This window comes from Limnohabitans sp. (assembly GCF_038134685.1).
Lineage (GTDB): Bacteria > Pseudomonadota > Gammaproteobacteria > Burkholderiales > Burkholderiaceae_C > Limnohabitans_A.
Window position 1 is genome coordinate 152,614 of sequence record NZ_JAYPVP010000001.1, and the last position, 15,975, is coordinate 168,588.

Consider the following 15,975-nt stretch of genomic DNA (forward strand, 5'->3'; position numbering starts at 1 on the left):
TTCTGTGGGTCACAAGCCCTACTTTAACTGAAGCGTCAAAAGCTTTGGCGCGGCGTGTCAAACACGCGTTGAGAAAGCTTCAGAAGTTGTTCTCTCAACCAGACATGCCCTTGGTCGTGATGGTGGCGCACATGCCACACCGCCTCAACATGGACGGGGGGCACGTCCAGCGGCAAGTCCTTGAGCAGCAGCTCGTTGGCCATACCGGTGGTGGGTACAAAGTGCCGTGGCAGCACGGTCAGCAAGTCAGAGTTGGTCACCACTCGGCCGGCGGTGAAGAACTGGTTGACGGTCATCACGATGCGGCGTTGTCGTCCGTGCGAAGCCAGGGCCTCGTCCACAAAGCCGTAAGGGCGGCCGGAGAAACTGACCAGCAAGTGCTGTGCCTGGCAGTAGGTGTCCAAGGTCATTGGGGCATGGGCCAGAGGGTGATCCTTGCGCATTACGCAAACGTATTCACCGGCATACATGCGCTGGTGGGCAAACGCAACCACCTCGCCGGCCTGTTCGCGAGCGGTCAGGTCGGTGAGCACCGCGGGAAAGTAGCCCAAGGCCAGATCGGCTTCGCCTTGGTCGAGCATGCGACGCGGATCGCGCGTGGTCAGGGGCAGCACCCGCAGCGACACGCCGGGGGCATGTTCCTGCAGAAGCTTGGCCATGCCGCCCATCAACTCCGCAGCCGTGGCATCGGCCATGGCCAACACGAAAGTCGAGCTGGCGCTGGCGGGGCTGAAAGGCTGTGGAATCAGTGTCGCCTGCATTTGTCTCAGCGCCTCACGAACGCCTGGCCACAGCTGTAGGGCGCGAGGGGTGGGCTCAACGCCGTGGCCCTGTCGTTGCACCAGCTCGTCACCTAGGGCCTCACGCAAGCGCCGCATCGCGTTGCTGACGGCAGGCTGGGTCAGCGCGAGCTTATGGGCGGCGCGGGTCAGGCTGCGTTCGGCCATGACTTCGTCAAAGACCCGTAGCAGGTTCAGGTCCAGCGTACGAAAGTTGGTGGCGGTGGCTTTATTCATCACTACAGTGAATGATAAACATCATCAATATAAAGTGGAAGCGCATTAGAAAAAACCCTAATATTCGGACCATTGAAATCAAATATCGCAGTGACCCAAACACTGCAAGGGAAAAAACATGAACACGAACATCCTGAAATCCCCTGTAAATCCTGCAAGCGTGGCCACCAACCCGCGCAAGCTGGCCGTGGCCTTGCTGATGGCCAGCGTTGCCGGCCTGCTGGTGCTGGCAGACAGCCTGATGAACGAATGGGCCGAAAGCCACGTCCTTGCAGCCTGGCTGGCGCTGTGGCTGGTGGGTGTTGTGGCCTTGCTGGCCTTGCGTGGTGTCACCCGCTTCATGGCTCAACAGTTGATGGGCAAGCTTGACGCGATGGCCGCCCGATCGGCCAGCCGCCGGGCAGATGCTCGTCTGTGGGCCATGGCCAAGGCCGACCCGCGCCTGATGGCCGATTTGCAAGTGGCCATGTCGCGCCAGGCTCCCGAAGCCGGTTCCCTGCCGGTCAAGAACCTGGAGCAACTCAGCGAGCGACGCGCTGCACGCATCGTGCATTCTCGCCTGTACTACATTTGAGCTGGGTCAACATCAAAGCTGAAAGGCCTCTTAGGAGGCCTTTTTTGCGTCCATGGGCCGAATGTGCAGGTATATACTGAGAATCATTCTCAAAATCCATCCTCACATTTTGTCCCCGCTGAAAGTGATTTCTCTTGAGCATGCGCCTGACAACACCTGGTGTCGGGTTGCTGCACAGTGCGCTGTCCCCTCGCGCATGATGGCACTGGGCTTTTTGCCGCACGAGCAAGTCCGTGTGGTGCGCCGCAGCCAGTTCAAGGGCGGGCCTTTGGTGGTACAGGTTGGCAATGCCGTTTTCGCCTTGCGCGCCGATGAGGCCAGCCAAGTCCAGGTGGAGGGTGCATCATGAGCCAGACCGTGGACATCAGTGGCTTGTCGCAAAAACGGTTGGCTTTGCTGGGCAACCCTAACTGTGGCAAATCGGCACTGTTCAACCGTCTGACGGGCAGCAAGCAGAAGGTGGCCAACTATGCTGGCGTCACGGTCGAACTCAAACGCGGGCGCACCCGCACCCCGAAAGGGCACGCGATCACCGTAGTGGACCTGCCCGGAACCTACAGCCTTCAGGCGGGTAGCGAAGACGAGGCTGTGGCTTGTCAGGTCGTGCTGGGGCAAAGCCTTCAGGAGCCCCGCCCGACTTTGGTGGCGGTGGTCCTGGACGCAACCCGTCTGCGCCGGGGCCTGCGCCTGGTTGCTGCCCTGCAGCGCTGGCACGTGCCTTGTATTGTGGTGCTGAACATGATGGACCGCGTGCGCAGTTGGCCGCACCCGCCTTCGGCACCACAGCTGCAGCAGGTTTTGGGTATCCCTGTGGTGGAGGCCACCGGCATTCATGCGCAGGGGGCGCAAGCGTTGCTGGCTTTGCTGGATGACGACAAGGTGTGGCAACAGCAAGCTGTAGAAAGCCCGCAGGGACCGGGGCCGCAAACGGCCGACGCTCATTTGCAAGATGACGTACAAGCCCAGCGCTGGATGCAGGCCGCAGGCCTGGACATGCAGCCTCAGCGGCACCTGCTCAGTGAAAAACTCGATGCCTGGTTGCTCAATCCATTCGTGGGTTCGGCGGTGCTCGTGACGGTTCTGTTCCTGATCTTTCAGGCGGTGTTTGCCTGGGCGCAGTGGCCGATGGAGCAAATTGAGGGCCTCACGCAGTTGGCAGGCCAAGGGCTGGACAGCCATGTGCCCGAGGGTTTGTTCAAGAGCCTTTTGGTCGATGGCGTGGTTGCCGGCGTGGGCAGTGTGCTGGTGTTCCTGCCGCAGATCCTGATTCTGTTCCTGTTCATCTTGTTGCTTGATGAGTCAGGCTATCTGCCGCGTGCAGCGTTGCTGCTCGATCGCATGATGGGCAGCGTGGGCTTGTCTGGCCGTGCTTTCATTCCTCTGTTGTCGAGTTTTGCCTGTGCGATTCCCGGTGTGATGGCCACGCGCACCATTGCTGACAAACGCGACCGCTGGTTGACCATTGCCATCGCGCCCTTGATGACTTGTTCTGCGCGACTGCCGGTCTATGCTTTGCTCATTGGCGCCTTTATCCCTGAGCGTGACGTGCTGGGCATGAACTTGCAAGGGCTGGTGCTGCTGGGTCTGTACATGCTGGGCACCGTGTCGGCCGTGGCCGTAGCCGCCATCGCAAAGTTGTGGCGTCCCCAAGGGCAACAGGCGCAACTCATGATGGAGCTGCCCGACTACCACTGGCCACGCATCAAGGACGTGGCTCTGGGCTTGTGGCAGCGGGCCTGGATCTTCCTGCGCAATGTGGGCGGCATCATCCTGGCGCTGAATGTGGTGCTCTGGTTTCTGGCGACGTTTCCACAAGCACCGGTTGATCATGTCGGCCCTGCAATTGAATTCAGCCTGGCTGGACGGATCGGAAAGGCCTTGGCCGTGCTGTTCGAGCCCATCGGGTTCAATTGGCAAATTGCCATTGCCCTGATTCCTGGCTTGGCCGCGCGCGAAGTGGCTGTGGGGGCTTTGGGTACGGTGTACGCCTTATCCCAAACAGGCGATGATGTTGGCACCGCCCTGGCACCCTTGATTGCACAAAGCTGGTCTCTTGCCACGGGCATGTCGCTCCTGATTTGGTATGTGTATGCACCTCAATGCCTGGCCACGTTGGCCGTGGTGCGCAAAGAGGTGGGTCAGATCAAACTGCCGCTCATCATGCTGACCTACTTGTTTGGTTTGGCGTATCTGGCATCTTGGGTGACCTATCGCCTGGTGGGGGCAATGGCATGAGTGCCTTGATGGATGTTGTTTTGGTTGCTGCTGCAGGCGCTTGGGCGGTGTACTTCCTGTGGCGTCGACACGCCAAGCGCAAGACCGCGGGCAGTAGTTGTGGCCATTGCGATAGTGCTTCCTGCCCCTCTCGCAAGCCGTAAAAAAGCCGCCCCGGTTTGTGGCCAGGGCGGCGGCAAGCTCAAGCGCCGGATAGGCGCAGAACCTGAAATTTCTTAGGCGGTGGCCAGACGAGCTTCCAGCTGGTCACGCGTATCCAGCAGGGCTTTGGGCATGTGGTAGCTCAGCTTGGCGAAGTGCTCGTCGTGCAGCTTGAATTCTTCCGCCCAAGCAGCCTTGTCGATGCTGGTGACTTGCTTGAACTGTTCGGCGCTGAACTCGATGCCATTCCAGTTGATTTCGGCGTACTGGGGGGCCACGCCGAACATGGTTTGCTGGCCAGCGGCTTTGCCTTCCAGGCGGTCGATGATCCACTTGAGCACGCGCATGTTGTCGCCGTAGCCGGGCCACACGAACGAGCCAGACTCGTCTTTGCGGAACCAGTTGACGCAGTACAGCGCGGGCAGCTTGTAGCCAGCGGCTTCTTGCTTGGCGCCCATGTCCAGCCAGTGCTGGAAGTAGTCGCTCATGTTGTAGCCGCAGAAGGGCAACATGGCGAAGGGGTCACGGCGCACCACGCCTTGTGCGCCAAAGGCGGCGGCGGTGGTCTCCGACCCCATGGTCGCGGCCATGTAGACGCCTTCGGTCCAGCTGCGTGCTTCGGTGACCAAAGGCACGGTGGTGGAGCGGCGGCCGCCAAACAACATGGCGTCGATGGCCACACCGTTGGCATCGTCCCATTGGGGGTCCAAAGCGGGGTTGTTGGTCGCGGCCACTGTGAAGCGGGCGTTGGGGTGAGCGGCCTTGCTGCCTTTTTCCTTGGCGATGGCGGGCGTCCAGTCGTTGCCTTGCCAGTCGATCAAATGGTCAGGCAATTTGCCAGTGTCTTTTTCCATGCCTTCCCACCACACGTCGCCGTCATCGGTGAGCGCCACGTTCGTGAAGATCACGTCTTTGTGCAGGCTCAACATGCAGTTGGGGTTGGTTTTCATGTTGGTGCCGGGTGCGACGCCAAAGTAGCCAGCTTCGGGGTTGATGGCGTACATCTTGCCGTCGGCGTGGGGCTTGATCCAAGCGATGTCGTCACCGATGGTGGTGACTTTCCAGCCGTTGAAGGCTGCGGGTGGCACCAACATGGAGAAGTTGGTTTTGCCGCAAGCGCTGGGGAAGGCGGCTGCCACGTGGTACTTTTTGCCCTCGGGGCTGGTCACGCCCAAGATGAGCATGTGCTCGGCCAACCAGCCTTGGTCGCGCCCCATGTTGGACGCAATGCGCAAGGCAAAGCACTTTTTGCCCAACAAAGCGTTGCCGCCGTAGCCCGAACCGTAAGACCAGATCTCGCGGGTCTCTGGGTAGTGCACGATGTACTTGGTGGTGGGGTTGCAAGGCCAGGTAGTTTTGTCTTTTTCGCGAACACCGTTGATGGTGGCCAAAGGCGCGCCCACGGTGTGCACGCAAGGCACGAAGGGGCCGTCGGTGCCGATGACGTCGTACACGGCTTTGCCCATGCGGGTCATGAGTTTTTGGTTCACCACCACGTAGGCGCTGTCGGAGAGCTCAATGCCGACGTGGGCAATGTGCGAACCCAAGGGGCCCATGCTGAAGGGGATGACGTACATGGTGCGGCCCTTCATGCAGCCGTCGAACAAGGGGTTCAACGTGGCGCGCATCTCGGCGGGTGCCATCCAGTTGTTGGTGGGGCCGGCGTCTTCTTTCTTTTCAGAGCAGATGTAGGTGCGGTCTTCCACGCGGGCCACGTCGGATGGGTCGGTGATGGCGAGGAAAGAGTTGGCGCGCTTGGCGGGGTTGAGTTTTTTGAAGGTGCCTGCGTCAACCAGTTCCTGGCACAAGCGGTCGTACTCTTCCTGGCTGCCGTCACACCAGTACACGGTGTCGGGCTTGCACAAGGCGGCCATTTCGGCGACCCAAGCGACCAGCTTGGGGTTTTTGACATAGGCCGGGGCGTTGAGGGCGAGGCCCTGCATCACGGGTGCGTTCATGGGAAGAGCTCCAAAGTTTAAAAACGTCTTTCCAAAAGCCCATGCCAGGGCCTTTGGGAAGATGTCACAGGCTGTTCACATCAAGGATGTAATGCCGTGGTAACTGCTTGGAGCACGAATTTTAGAAAGGGCGCCGCTTTTGTGGCTGACAAAACCCGGATATGTCATGCAAAAAATGCATAACTCTATGCGCGACTGTCTTTTGGGCAAAAAAAACCCGCCAATGGCGGGTGACTTCTGTGTCGCAGAGGGCTTTAGGCCATGAACACGGCGATGAATGCCAGCAGGAAAATCAGCAGGGCACCAGCGGCAGGAACCACATAGTGGATGTAGGGGACCACGGCCTCGACCGAGTCTTCAGATGCAGGGGTATCGTGGTGAGCAGACATATCAACCTCAAATCATGGGGAATGGCTGTATTGTAGCCAAGCTTGAGAAAAATCAAACCACCCGATAAAAGCTCAAAAACACACCATCGGGCGCGCGGCGGCCTGTGCCAATGAATTGGCTCTCGCTGAGCCAGCCCCATGTGTCGCCCGCAGCTTCCAGCTTGGGTTGGCAGCGGAAGTAGATGTCGGATGGGTTGACCGGCTCGCCACGCATGATGCGCTGCGAATTTTCCAGCGAGGCCACACGCAAAGCCGTGTTTTGCACGAACACACGGGTGCCATCATCAAGTTCGATCACGTAACGCGCATCCAGATGTGCCTGGGTGCCGCCACCCAAAATCAACTGAAAGTCGGCACCACCTGCCAGCACCTTGCCGTTGAGCAACGGACCCTGGACCACGCCCCCAGTGATGGGGATCATGCGGCGCAGGCCTGCCACGGTCTGGCCGATTTCTAAGGGGGCCGAAATGGTGACAGCGAGGTCACAAACGTGTTCGAGTTGGGGAGGGGGCAGGGTTGCAAGCATGTGAGGCCTTTACACTTTGCTCAGATTATCTGGTGAACCCCATGCTTTCCACCCAAGACAAAACCCGTATCGACGACACCCGTATCGCCCTGGTGCGCCCGCTCATGACGCCTGCACTGCTTGAAGAGCGACTGCCGGCCACCCCCGCGCATCTGGCGCTGGTGGAGGCCTCGCGCCAGGCCATCTCGAACGTGCTGCACGGCCAGGACGACCGGCTGGTGGTGGTGGTCGGCCCCTGCTCGATCCACGACCATGATCAAGCGATGGACTATGCACGCCGCCTCAAGAACGAGGCGGACAAGCACGCCAAGGACCTGATCGTGGTCATGCGCGTGTACTTTGAAAAACCACGCACCACTGTGGGCTGGAAGGGCTACATCAACGACCCGCATCTGGACGGAAGCTTCGCGATGAACGAAGGCCTGGAGATGGCCCGCAAGCTCTTGCTCGATGTGCTGGATGCGGGTTTGCCGGTGGCCACCGAGTTCCTCGATCTGCTCAGCCCGCAGTTCATCAGCGACCTGGTGACTTGGGGCGCCATTGGCGCGCGTACCACCGAAAGCCAGAGCCACCGCCAGCTCGCTAGTGGTCTGTCGTGTCCGGTGGGGTTCAAGAACGGCACCGATGGCGGCGTCAAGGTGGCGGCCGATGCGGTGCTGGCGTCCAGAGCACCACACGCCTTCATGGGCATGACCAAGATGGGCCAGGCCGCGATCTTCGAGACGCGTGGCAACCAGGATGTGCACATCATCCTGCGCGGGGGCAAGGCGCCCAACTACTCGGCTGCCGATGTCGACGCCGCTTGTAAGGTGCTGGAGGCTTCAGGCCTGGCGCCGCAGGTGATGGTGGACGTGTCGCACGCCAACAGCAGCAAGCAGCACGCCAAGCAGATCGAGGTGGCGCACGACGTTGCCGGTCAGATTGCTGGCGGCGATCGCCGCATCATGGGTCTGATGATCGAGAGCCATCTGCACGAAGGCCGGCAGGACCAGAAACCGGGTCAGCCCTTGCAGTATGGCGTGTCCATTACCGACGCCTGCATCAGCTTTGAGCAGACCGTACCCGTGCTGGACGTTCTGGCGCTGGCGGTGCAAAAGCGCCGTCAGGCCTGACACAGACGCAGCACGTCTGCGCCATAGGCTTCCAGCTTCTTGCTGCCCAATCCACTGATGCCTTGCAGGTCATCCAGATTGTGTGGAGCGGCTTGTGCGATGGCCGCCAGTGTGGCGTCGTGAAAAATCACATAGGCCGGCAGGTTGTGTTCCTTGGCCACCTCGGCGCGCCAGGCCTTGAGGTTGATGAAGCGCACCATGGCCTCGGCATCGAGGTGTGTCGCCGCGGCGCTGGGTGTGTTTCTGGCTTTGCTGCGTGAGCCACGTGCGGGCTTATCTGCTGCCACCGATTCGCGCAGCAAGACAGTTTGTTCGTTGCGTAAAACGGCACGCGAGCCTTCGGTCAGCTCCAGCGTGTTGAAGCCCTCCTCGCTGCGCACATTCAAAGCGCCCAGGGCGATCAGCTGGCGCAGCACCGCGCGCAATTGCTGCTCGCTGTAGTCGGCGCCCACGCCAAAGGTGCTGAGCTGGTCGTGGCCGCGCTGCTGCACCTTTTCGGTCAGCTTGCCGCGCACGATGTCCATGGTGTGCGCCGCGCCAAAGCCACTGCGGCTGGCCTGCTGGCAGCGGTACACCGTGGACAGCAGCTTGCGCGCCGCGTCGGTGCCGTCCCAGACTTCGGGTGGATTGAGGCAGTTGTCGCAATTGCCGCAGTAGGGCATGTAGATGCCGCCGCCAGCATCCTGCTGCCCGTTGTAGGTCTCGCCGAAGTAGCCCAGCAGGCGGGCACGCCTGCAGTCGGTGGCCTCGGCCAGGGCCAGCAGCGCGTCGAGCTTGCCGCGCATGACCTGCTTGAACTCTTCTGCTGCCGGGCTCTCGTCGATCATGCGCCGCTGGTTGACCACGTCCTGCAGGCCGTAGGCCATCCATGCGTCGGACGCCAGGCCGTCGCGCCCGGCGCGGCCCGTCTCCTGGTAATAGCCCTCAATGTTCTTGGGCATGTCCAGGTGGGCCACAAAACGCACATCGGGCTTGTCGATGCCCATGCCAAACGCGATGGTGGCGACCATGACCACACCGTCTTCACGCAGGAATTCGTTTTGGTGCTTTTGCCGCAGCTCGGGCGGCAGCCCAGCGTGGTAGGGCAACGCACGGATGCCCGCCTGGACCAACTGGTCGGCCACTTCTTCGACGCGCTTGCGCGACTGGCAGTACACCACGCCGGCTTCATCGGTGTGTTCGCGCTCGATGAAGCGCAGCAGCTGGGTGGTCGCGTCCTTTTTTTCGACGATGGTGTAGCGGATGTTGGGCCGGTCAAAACTGCTGACGAACTGGCGCGCGTCCTGCAGCTGCAGGCGCTCGACGATGTCGGCACGCGTGAGCGCATCAGCGGTGGCGGTCAGCGCCACGCGCGGCACATCGGCAAAGCGTTCGTGCAGTACCGCAAGGCCTCGGTATTCGGGCCGGAAATCGTGGCCCCACTGGCTCACGCAATGGGCTTCGTCGATGGCGAACAGCGAAAGCAGCCCGCGCTCGCGCAGCGATTCGAGCTGGCCGAGGAACTTGGCGGTGGTCACGCGCTCGGGCGCGGCGTACAGCAGCGTGATCTCGCCGCGCATCAGGCGGCGCTCGGTGTCTTGCGCGTCTTCAAAACTCAAGGTGCTGTTGAGGAAGGCAGCCTCCACCCCTGCTTCGTGCAGCGCGCCCACCTGGTCGTGCATGAGGGCAATCAAGGGTGATACGACGATGGTCACGCCCTGTCCTGAGCGCTGACGCGCAATCGCCGGAATCTGGTAACACAGGCTTTTCCCGCCACCCGTGGGCATCAGCACCAGCGCGTCACCCCCCGCAGCCACATGGTCGATGATGGCTTGTTGCGGGCCACGAAAGGCCTCGTAGCCAAAAATTTCTCGCAGAATGGGCAGGTGGGTAGACACGGGTCAGAAAACTTGGGGTGAGAGGGGATTGTCCGCTATCGAGACGGGTTTACCATCCCGGCTTATGCACACCTCTGCCCTTGTTCTTTTCTCCGGCGGCCAGGACTCCAGCACCTGCCTGGCCCATGCCTTGTCCAAATACGAACGCGTCGAAACGCTGGCTTTTGACTACGGCCAACGTCATGCGGTGGAACTGGAGGCCCGTTTGGCAGTGCGAGAGGCCATCGCGCAGCGCTTTCCGGCCTGGGCTGCCAAACTGGGCGAAGACCACTTGCTCGACGCCGGCGTGCTCGGCCAGATCAGCGAAACCAGCTTGACGCGAGACACCGCGATTGCCATGGAGAGTTCGGGCCTGCCCAACACTTTTGTGCCGGGACGCAACTTGCTTTTCCTCACGCTGGCGGCTGCGTTGGCTTACCGCCGCGGCTTGCAGGTCATCGTGACGGGCGTGTGCGAGACCGATTTTTCGGGCTACCCCGATTGCCGCGACGACACCATGAAAGCCATGCAAGTGGCGCTGTCGCTGGGCATGGACAGGCGTTTGCTGATCGACACGCCACTCATGTGGATCGACAAGGCGCAAACCTGGCAGCTGGCACAGGACCTGGGCCAGCAGGCAGATGCAAACGGTGGCGGCAAGGCCTTGGTGGACTTGATCGTCGAGCACAGCCATACCTGTTACCTCGGCGACCGTAGCTTGCGCCACCCGTGGGGCTACGGTTGCGGGACCTGTCCGGCCTGCGAGCTGCGGGCCAAGGGCTTTGCGCGCTGGCAGGCAGGCGGCAAGGTTTTCTACAATACAGGGCTATGAAAGCCCTTACCTACACCCGCGCTGTAGCGCTGCCCGAGACCCTGAGCCAACGCATCGTCATTCTGGACGGGGCCATGGGCACCATGATCCAGCGCTTCAAGCTGAGCGAGGCCGACTACCGCGGTGAGCGTTTCAAGGACTTTGCCAAAGATGTCAAGGGCAACAACGAATTGCTGAGCCTGACGCGTCCGGACGTGATCCGGGACATCCACGAGGCCTACCTGGCCGCTGGCGCCGACTTGATCGAGACCAACACCTTTGGCGCCACCACCGTAGCGCAGGAAGATTACGGCATGGCCGATCTGGCGCGCGAGATGAACCTGGCCTCGGCCCGTCTGGCTAAAGCCGCTTGCGAAAAATTCTCCACCCCAGAGCACCCACGCTACGCCGCTGGTGCTCTGGGCCCTACGCCCAAGACCGCCAGCATCAGCCCCGACGTGAACGACCCCGGTGCGCGCAACGTCACCTTTGAAGAGCTGCGCAAGGCCTACTATGAACAGGTCGAAGCCCTGGTCGAAGGCGGCGTGGACGTGCTGCTGGTCGAGACGATTTTTGACACCCTCAACGCCAAGGCCGCGCTGTTTGCGATTGATGAGTATTTTGAAAACAGTGGTGAACGTTTGCCCGTCATCATCAGCGGCACCGTGACCGACGCTTCCGGTCGCATTCTGAGTGGCCAGACCGTGACCGCGTTCTGGAACAGCATTCGCCATGCCCGCCCGTTGGCCATTGGCCTGAACTGCGCGCTGGGCGCCACGCTCATGCGCCCTTACATTCAGGAGCTGAGCAAGGCCGTGGGCGACGAGGCTTTCATCAGCTGCTACCCCAACGCCGGCCTGCCCAACCCCATGAGCGACACCGGTTTTGACGAAACGCCGGATGTCACCAGCCGCCTGCTGCACGAGTTTGCCGCCGAAGGCCTGGTCAACATCGTCGGCGGCTGCTGTGGTACCACGCCCGACCACATTGGCGCGATTCAAAAAGCCGTAGGTCCGCTGGCGCCGCGCAGCGTGCACAACGGCTTCTTCTACAAAGAAGCGGCCTGAAGGTAAAATCGAGGCCTTCCCCAAGGAGCGTTGCAGCCCGCCGCCAGATCTGGTGCCAGCGGGTCAGGCTTGGGGCTTGATCTTTTCAACGACGCTCACCTGTGCCCCCGAAGGTGAGTTCTGTGTCTGTTGCCCTGCCCGTTTCCCCCATGAAGCTGTCCGGCCTGGAGCCTGTCTCCATTGGCGAAGGTTCGCTGTTCGTCAACGTGGGCGAGCGCACCAACGTGACCGGCTCCAAGGCTTTCGCCCGCATGATCCTGAATGGCCAGTACGAAGAGGCCCTGGTCGTGGCGCGTCAGCAGGTGGAAAACGGCGCGCAGATCATCGACATCAACATGGACGAGGCCATGCTCGACAGCCAGGCCGCCATGGTGCGCTTTCTGCAGCTGATCGCCTCCGAGCCCGACATCGCGCGCGTGCCGATCATGGTGGACTCGTCCAAGTGGTCCGTGATCGAGGCGGGTTTGCAGTGCATCCAGGGCAAGGCGGTGGTCAACTCGATCAGCATGAAGGAAGGCGTCGACGAGTTCAAGCGCCAGGCCAAGCTGATCAAGCGCTACGGTGCGGCCACAGTGGTGATGGCCTTTGACGAAAAGGGCCAGGCCGACACTTACGCACGCAAGATCGAGATCTGCGAGCGCGCCTACCGCATCCTGGTCGACGAGGTGGACTTTGCGCCCGAAGACATCATTTTTGATCCCAACATCTTTGCCATTGCCACCGGCATCGAAGAACACAACAACTACGCGGTGGACTTCATCGAAGCCACGCGCTGGATCAAGCAGAACCTGCCGGGTGCCAAGGTGTCTGGCGGCGTGTCCAACGTGAGTTTCAGCTTCCGCGGCAACGACCCGGTGCGCGAGGCCATCCACACCGTGTTCCTCTACCACGCCATCCAGGCGGGAATGGACATGGGCATCGTCAACGCAGGCATGGTGGGCGTGTACGACGAGCTTGAACCCACGCTACGCGAACGCGTGGAAGACGTGGTGCTTAACCGCCGCGCGGACGCGGGCGAGCGTCTTGTTGAAATTGCAGACAGTGCCAAAGGCGCCGCCAAGGACGACAGCAAAAAACTCGAATGGCGCAGCGGCAACGTCAACGAGCGCCTGAGCCATGCGCTGGTGCACGGCATCACCGACTTCATCACCGAAGACACCGAAGCCGCCTACCAGGCCGTGATCGCCAAGGGCGGCCGCCCGCTGCACGTCATCGAAGGCCCGCTGATGGACGGCATGAACGTGGTCGGTGACCTGTTTGGCCAGGGCAAGATGTTCTTGCCGCAGGTGGTCAAGAGCGCCCGCGTGATGAAGCAGGCCGTGGCGCACCTGGTGCCCTACATCGAAGAAGAAAAGCGCCAGCTGGCCGCCGCTGGCGGTGATGTGAAGAGCAAGGGCAAGATCGTGATCGCCACCGTCAAGGGCGACGTGCACGACATCGGCAAGAACATCGTCACCGTGGTCCTGCAGTGCAACAACTTTGACGTGGTGAACATGGGCGTGATGGTCCCCTGCCACGAAATCCTGGCCAAGGCCAAGGCAGAAAAGGCCGACATCATCGGCCTGTCTGGCCTGATCACGCCCAGCCTCGAAGAGATGCAGTACGTGGCGGCCGAAATGGAAAAGGACCCCTATTTCCGCGAGCGTCAGACGCCGCTCTTGATCGGCGGCGCCACCTGCTCGCGCGTGCACACCGCCGTCAAGATCGCGCCCAACTACAGCGGCCCGGTGGTGTACGTGCCCGATGCTTCTCGCAGTGTGGGCGTGGCCCAAGGCTTGCTGGGCGAAGGCAAGGCCGCCTGGCTGGCTGAACTGAATGCCGACTACACCAAGGTGCGCGAACTGCACGCTGGCAAGAAGCAGACGCCGCTGTGGCCGCTGGCCAAAGCGCGCGCCAACGCTACCCCCATCGACTGGCGTGGCTACACGCCTAGCGTGCCTAAATTCATTGGCCGCCGCGTGTTCAAAAACTTTGATTTGGCCGATCTGGCGCAGTACATCGACTGGGGCCCCTTCTTCCAGACTTGGGACTTGGCGGGTCCCTACCCCGCCATCCTGCAGGACGAGGTGGTCGGCGAGCAGGCGCGCAAGGTGTTTGCCGACGCCAAGGCCATGCTGCAAAAAATCATCGACGGCCGCTGGCTCACGGCCAATGCGGTGGTGGGCCTGTTCCCGGCCAACCGCGTGGGCGACGACATTGCTTTCTACAACGACGAAGCGCGTCAGCAAACCGCGATGACCTGGCACGGCCTGCGCCAGCAGACCGAAAAGCACGAGATTGACGGCCCAGATGGAAAGCCGGTGCTGCGCCCCAGCCGTTGCCTGTCCGACTTCGTGGCACCGCAAGGCGTGCAGGACTACGCGGGCATGTTTGCGGTGACGGCGGGCATCGGCGCCGACAAGCGTGCCGAGGCTTTTGAAGCCGCGCACGACGACTACAGCGCCATCATGCTCAAGGCCCTCGCCGACCGCCTGGCCGAGGCTTTTGCTGAGTACCTGCACCAGCGCGTGCGCACTGACTTGTGGGGCTATGCGACCAGCGAGACGCTGTCCAACGAAGACCTGATCGCCGAAAAATACCAAGGCATCCGCCCCGCCCCCGGCTACCCCGCTTGCCCCGACCACAGCGCCAAGCGTGAGTTGTTCAAGGTACTGCAGTGCGAAGAGATCGGCATGGGTCTGACCGAGAGCCTGGCCATGACGCCTGCTGCCAGCGTCAGCGGCTTCTACATCGCCCACCCACAGGCGCAGTACTTCAACGTTGGCAAGATCGGCGAAGACCAGGTGCAGGATTTGGCCGCGCGCAGCGGTCAGAGCGTGCCCGAATTGCAAAGGCTTTTGGCCCCCAACCTCTGAGGCTTGCGTTAAGCTTGTTTCCTTCGAAGTGGATGGGAGAAAACAAATGCAACGCACCTCAAAACGCATCCTGAGCTTGCTGGCCGGGCTGACCTTGGCCGCCAGCCTGACCGGTTGCGGCTACAACGATTTCCAGCGTCTGGACGAGCAAAGCAAATCGGCCTGGTCCGAAGTGCTCAACCAGTACCAGCGCCGTGCGGACCTGATTCCCAACATCGTCGCGACGGTCAAGGGCGAAGCCAACTTCGAGCAGGAAACCCTGACCAAGGTGGTTGAGGCGCGTGCCAAAGCCACCAGTTTCCAGATCACGCCCGAAGTGCTCAACAACCCGCAGGCGTTGCAGCAGTTTCAAAACCTGCAGGGCGAGCTCTCCAGTGCGCTATCGCGCTTGATGATGGTTTCCGAGCAATACCCCAACCTCAAAGCCAACCAGGGTTTTGCGGATTTGCGCGTGCAGCTCGAAGGCACGGAAAACCGCATCACCGTGGCGCGCAACCGCTACATCCAGACCATTCAGGACTACAACGTGCTGGCCCGCAGCTTCCCAAGTAACTTGACCGCGATGGTCATGGGTTACCAGGCCAAACCCAACTTTACGGTGGCCAATGAAGCGGCCATCAGTGCACCGCCCAAGGTCGAGTTCGGCAAGTGAGCGCCGGCTTGAGCAAACGCCTGCCCGTCTGGGTGGGCGCGTGGCTATTGGGTTTGTGGTTGGCGCTGCCGGCGTGGGTGCATGCCCAAGCCTTGCAGCCGGTGCCGGCCTTGACTGGGCGTGTGCTCGACCAGGCCCAGGTGCTCTCGCCTGCCGACCACCAGAGTCTGGAAGCCCAGCTGCAGGCCTTCGAGCAAAAGCAGGGCACGCAAATGGTGGTGGTGCTGGTGCCCACCACACAGCCCGAAGACATTGCTGACTACACCCAACGCCTGGGCGACGCCTGGAAATTGGGGCCCCGCGATGTGGGCGATGGTCTGCTGTTTGTGGTGGCGGTGCAGGATCGGCGCATGCGCATCGCGCCCGCCAAGGCGCTGGAAGGCGCTATCCCGGACTTACTGGCCAAACGCATTCTGGACCAGGTGGTAGCACCGGCGTTCAAGCGCGGGGACTATGCCGGTGGCGTGCGCGCGGGGCTCATGCAGCTGCAAGCCCGCATCGAAGGGGAGTCGCTGGCCTTGCCGTATCAACAGGGTACTGACGATGCCGGTGTGGACCCGTTCGAGTTGCTGCTCATGCTGGCGGTGGTGGTGCCTTTGGTTTCCACCGTGCTGCGCCAGATGCTGGGCCGTCGCCTGGGTGCGCTGGCGGCTGCTGGCGTGACCGGTTTTCTGACCTGGAACATGACAGCCCTGCTCTGGGCGGCTGGCGTGGCCGTGATGGCGGGGTTCATGGTCGCCATGTTCTTGCAGAACCTGCCGACGAACGCACGTTCGAGCGGAC

General features: G+C 61.6%; 14 protein-coding genes and 1 riboswitch. Of the genes, 9 read left to right on the top strand and 5 right to left on the bottom strand.

What is annotated here, in order from left to right; all coding sequences use genetic code 11:
• Nucleotides 1-35 precede the first annotated feature (35 nt).
• Nucleotides 36-1,016, bottom strand: a complete 981-nt coding sequence (locus AAFM15_RS00700) for a LysR family transcriptional regulator (protein WP_341684774.1) — start codon at nucleotides 1,014-1,016, stop codon at nucleotides 36-38.
• A 118-nt stretch (nucleotides 1,017-1,134) separates the two neighbouring features.
• On the opposite strand from AAFM15_RS00700, the gene AAFM15_RS00705 reads away from it, so the two are divergent.
• The 3 genes from AAFM15_RS00705 (at nucleotide 1,135) to AAFM15_RS00715 (ending at nucleotide 3,825) form a co-directional block, all read left to right on the top strand.
• The gene (locus AAFM15_RS00705; protein WP_341684775.1) at nucleotides 1,135-1,590 is read left to right on the top strand and encodes a hypothetical protein; all 456 of its coding nucleotides are present in this window, start codon (nucleotides 1,135-1,137) and stop codon (nucleotides 1,588-1,590) included.
• Nucleotides 1,591-1,699: 109 nt separating this feature from the next.
• Nucleotides 1,700-1,939, top strand: coding sequence for a FeoA family protein (locus AAFM15_RS00710; RefSeq protein ID WP_341684776.1), 240 nt, complete (start codon nucleotides 1,700-1,702; stop codon nucleotides 1,937-1,939).
• On the top strand, nucleotides 1,936-3,825 hold the full coding sequence (locus tag AAFM15_RS00715) for a ferrous iron transporter B (protein WP_341684777.1): 1,890 nt from the start codon (nucleotides 1,936-1,938) through the stop codon (nucleotides 3,823-3,825). Before AAFM15_RS00710 ends, AAFM15_RS00715 begins: the two co-directional genes overlap by 4 nt.
• 215 nt (nucleotides 3,826-4,040) lie before the next feature.
• On the opposite strand, the gene AAFM15_RS00720 is transcribed toward AAFM15_RS00715, so the two are convergent.
• The 3 genes from AAFM15_RS00720 to AAFM15_RS00730 all read right to left on the bottom strand — a co-directional run bounded on the left by AAFM15_RS00720 (nucleotide 4,041) and on the right by AAFM15_RS00730 (nucleotide 6,839).
• A complete protein-coding gene (locus AAFM15_RS00720) occupies nucleotides 4,041-5,924 on the bottom strand; it encodes a phosphoenolpyruvate carboxykinase (GTP) (RefSeq protein ID WP_341684778.1) in 1,884 nt (627 codons plus the stop codon).
• A gap of 254 nt (nucleotides 5,925-6,178) precedes the next feature.
• Nucleotides 6,179-6,313, bottom strand: a complete 135-nt coding sequence (locus AAFM15_RS00725) for a hypothetical protein (protein ID WP_341684779.1) — start codon at nucleotides 6,311-6,313, stop codon at nucleotides 6,179-6,181.
• A 52-nt stretch (nucleotides 6,314-6,365) separates the two neighbouring features.
• A complete protein-coding gene (locus AAFM15_RS00730) occupies nucleotides 6,366-6,839 on the bottom strand; it encodes a DUF3237 domain-containing protein (RefSeq protein WP_341684780.1) in 474 nt (157 codons plus the stop codon).
• A gap of 41 nt (nucleotides 6,840-6,880) precedes the next feature.
• Between AAFM15_RS00730 and AAFM15_RS00735 the strand changes: the two genes are divergently transcribed.
• Nucleotides 6,881-7,951 (top strand): 3-deoxy-7-phosphoheptulonate synthase, encoded by a 1,071-nt coding sequence (locus AAFM15_RS00735; protein WP_341684781.1) that lies wholly within the window; start codon nucleotides 6,881-6,883, stop codon nucleotides 7,949-7,951.
• Here AAFM15_RS00735 and recQ read toward each other — a convergent pair.
• A complete protein-coding gene (gene recQ, locus AAFM15_RS00740; protein ID WP_341684782.1) occupies nucleotides 7,942-9,828 on the bottom strand; it encodes a DNA helicase RecQ in 1,887 nt (628 codons plus the stop codon). The two genes, AAFM15_RS00735 and recQ, sit on opposite strands and share 10 nt — an antisense overlap.
• A gap of 64 nt (nucleotides 9,829-9,892) precedes the next feature.
• Between recQ and queC the strand changes: the two genes are divergently transcribed.
• The 5 genes from queC to AAFM15_RS00765 all read left to right on the top strand — a co-directional run.
• Complete coding sequence (gene queC, locus AAFM15_RS00745; protein ID WP_341684783.1) at nucleotides 9,893-10,639, top strand: 7-cyano-7-deazaguanine synthase QueC; 747 nt, start codon at nucleotides 9,893-9,895, stop codon at nucleotides 10,637-10,639.
• Nucleotides 10,636-11,685 carry a homocysteine S-methyltransferase family protein gene (locus AAFM15_RS00750; RefSeq protein ID WP_341684784.1) on the top strand — a complete coding sequence of 350 codons (1,050 nt, stop codon included), beginning with the start codon at nucleotides 10,636-10,638 and terminating at the stop codon, nucleotides 11,683-11,685. Before queC ends, AAFM15_RS00750 begins: the two co-directional genes overlap by 4 nt.
• A 16-nt stretch (nucleotides 11,686-11,701) precedes the next feature.
• Nucleotides 11,702-11,789, top strand: a riboswitch (S-adenosyl-L-homocysteine riboswitch).
• Nucleotides 11,790-11,834: 45 nt separating this feature from the next.
• A complete protein-coding gene (gene metH / locus AAFM15_RS00755; protein WP_341684825.1) occupies nucleotides 11,835-14,540 on the top strand; it encodes a methionine synthase in 2,706 nt (901 codons plus the stop codon).
• A 46-nt stretch (nucleotides 14,541-14,586) separates the two neighbouring features.
• Nucleotides 14,587-15,192 carry a LemA family protein gene (locus AAFM15_RS00760; protein WP_341684785.1) on the top strand — a complete coding sequence of 202 codons (606 nt, stop codon included), beginning with the start codon at nucleotides 14,587-14,589 and terminating at the stop codon, nucleotides 15,190-15,192.
• An 8-nt stretch (nucleotides 15,193-15,200) separates the two neighbouring features.
• Nucleotides 15,201-15,975, top strand: a 775-nt coding sequence (locus AAFM15_RS00765) for a TPM domain-containing protein (RefSeq protein WP_341684786.1), incomplete at its 3' end; no start/stop codon positions are given.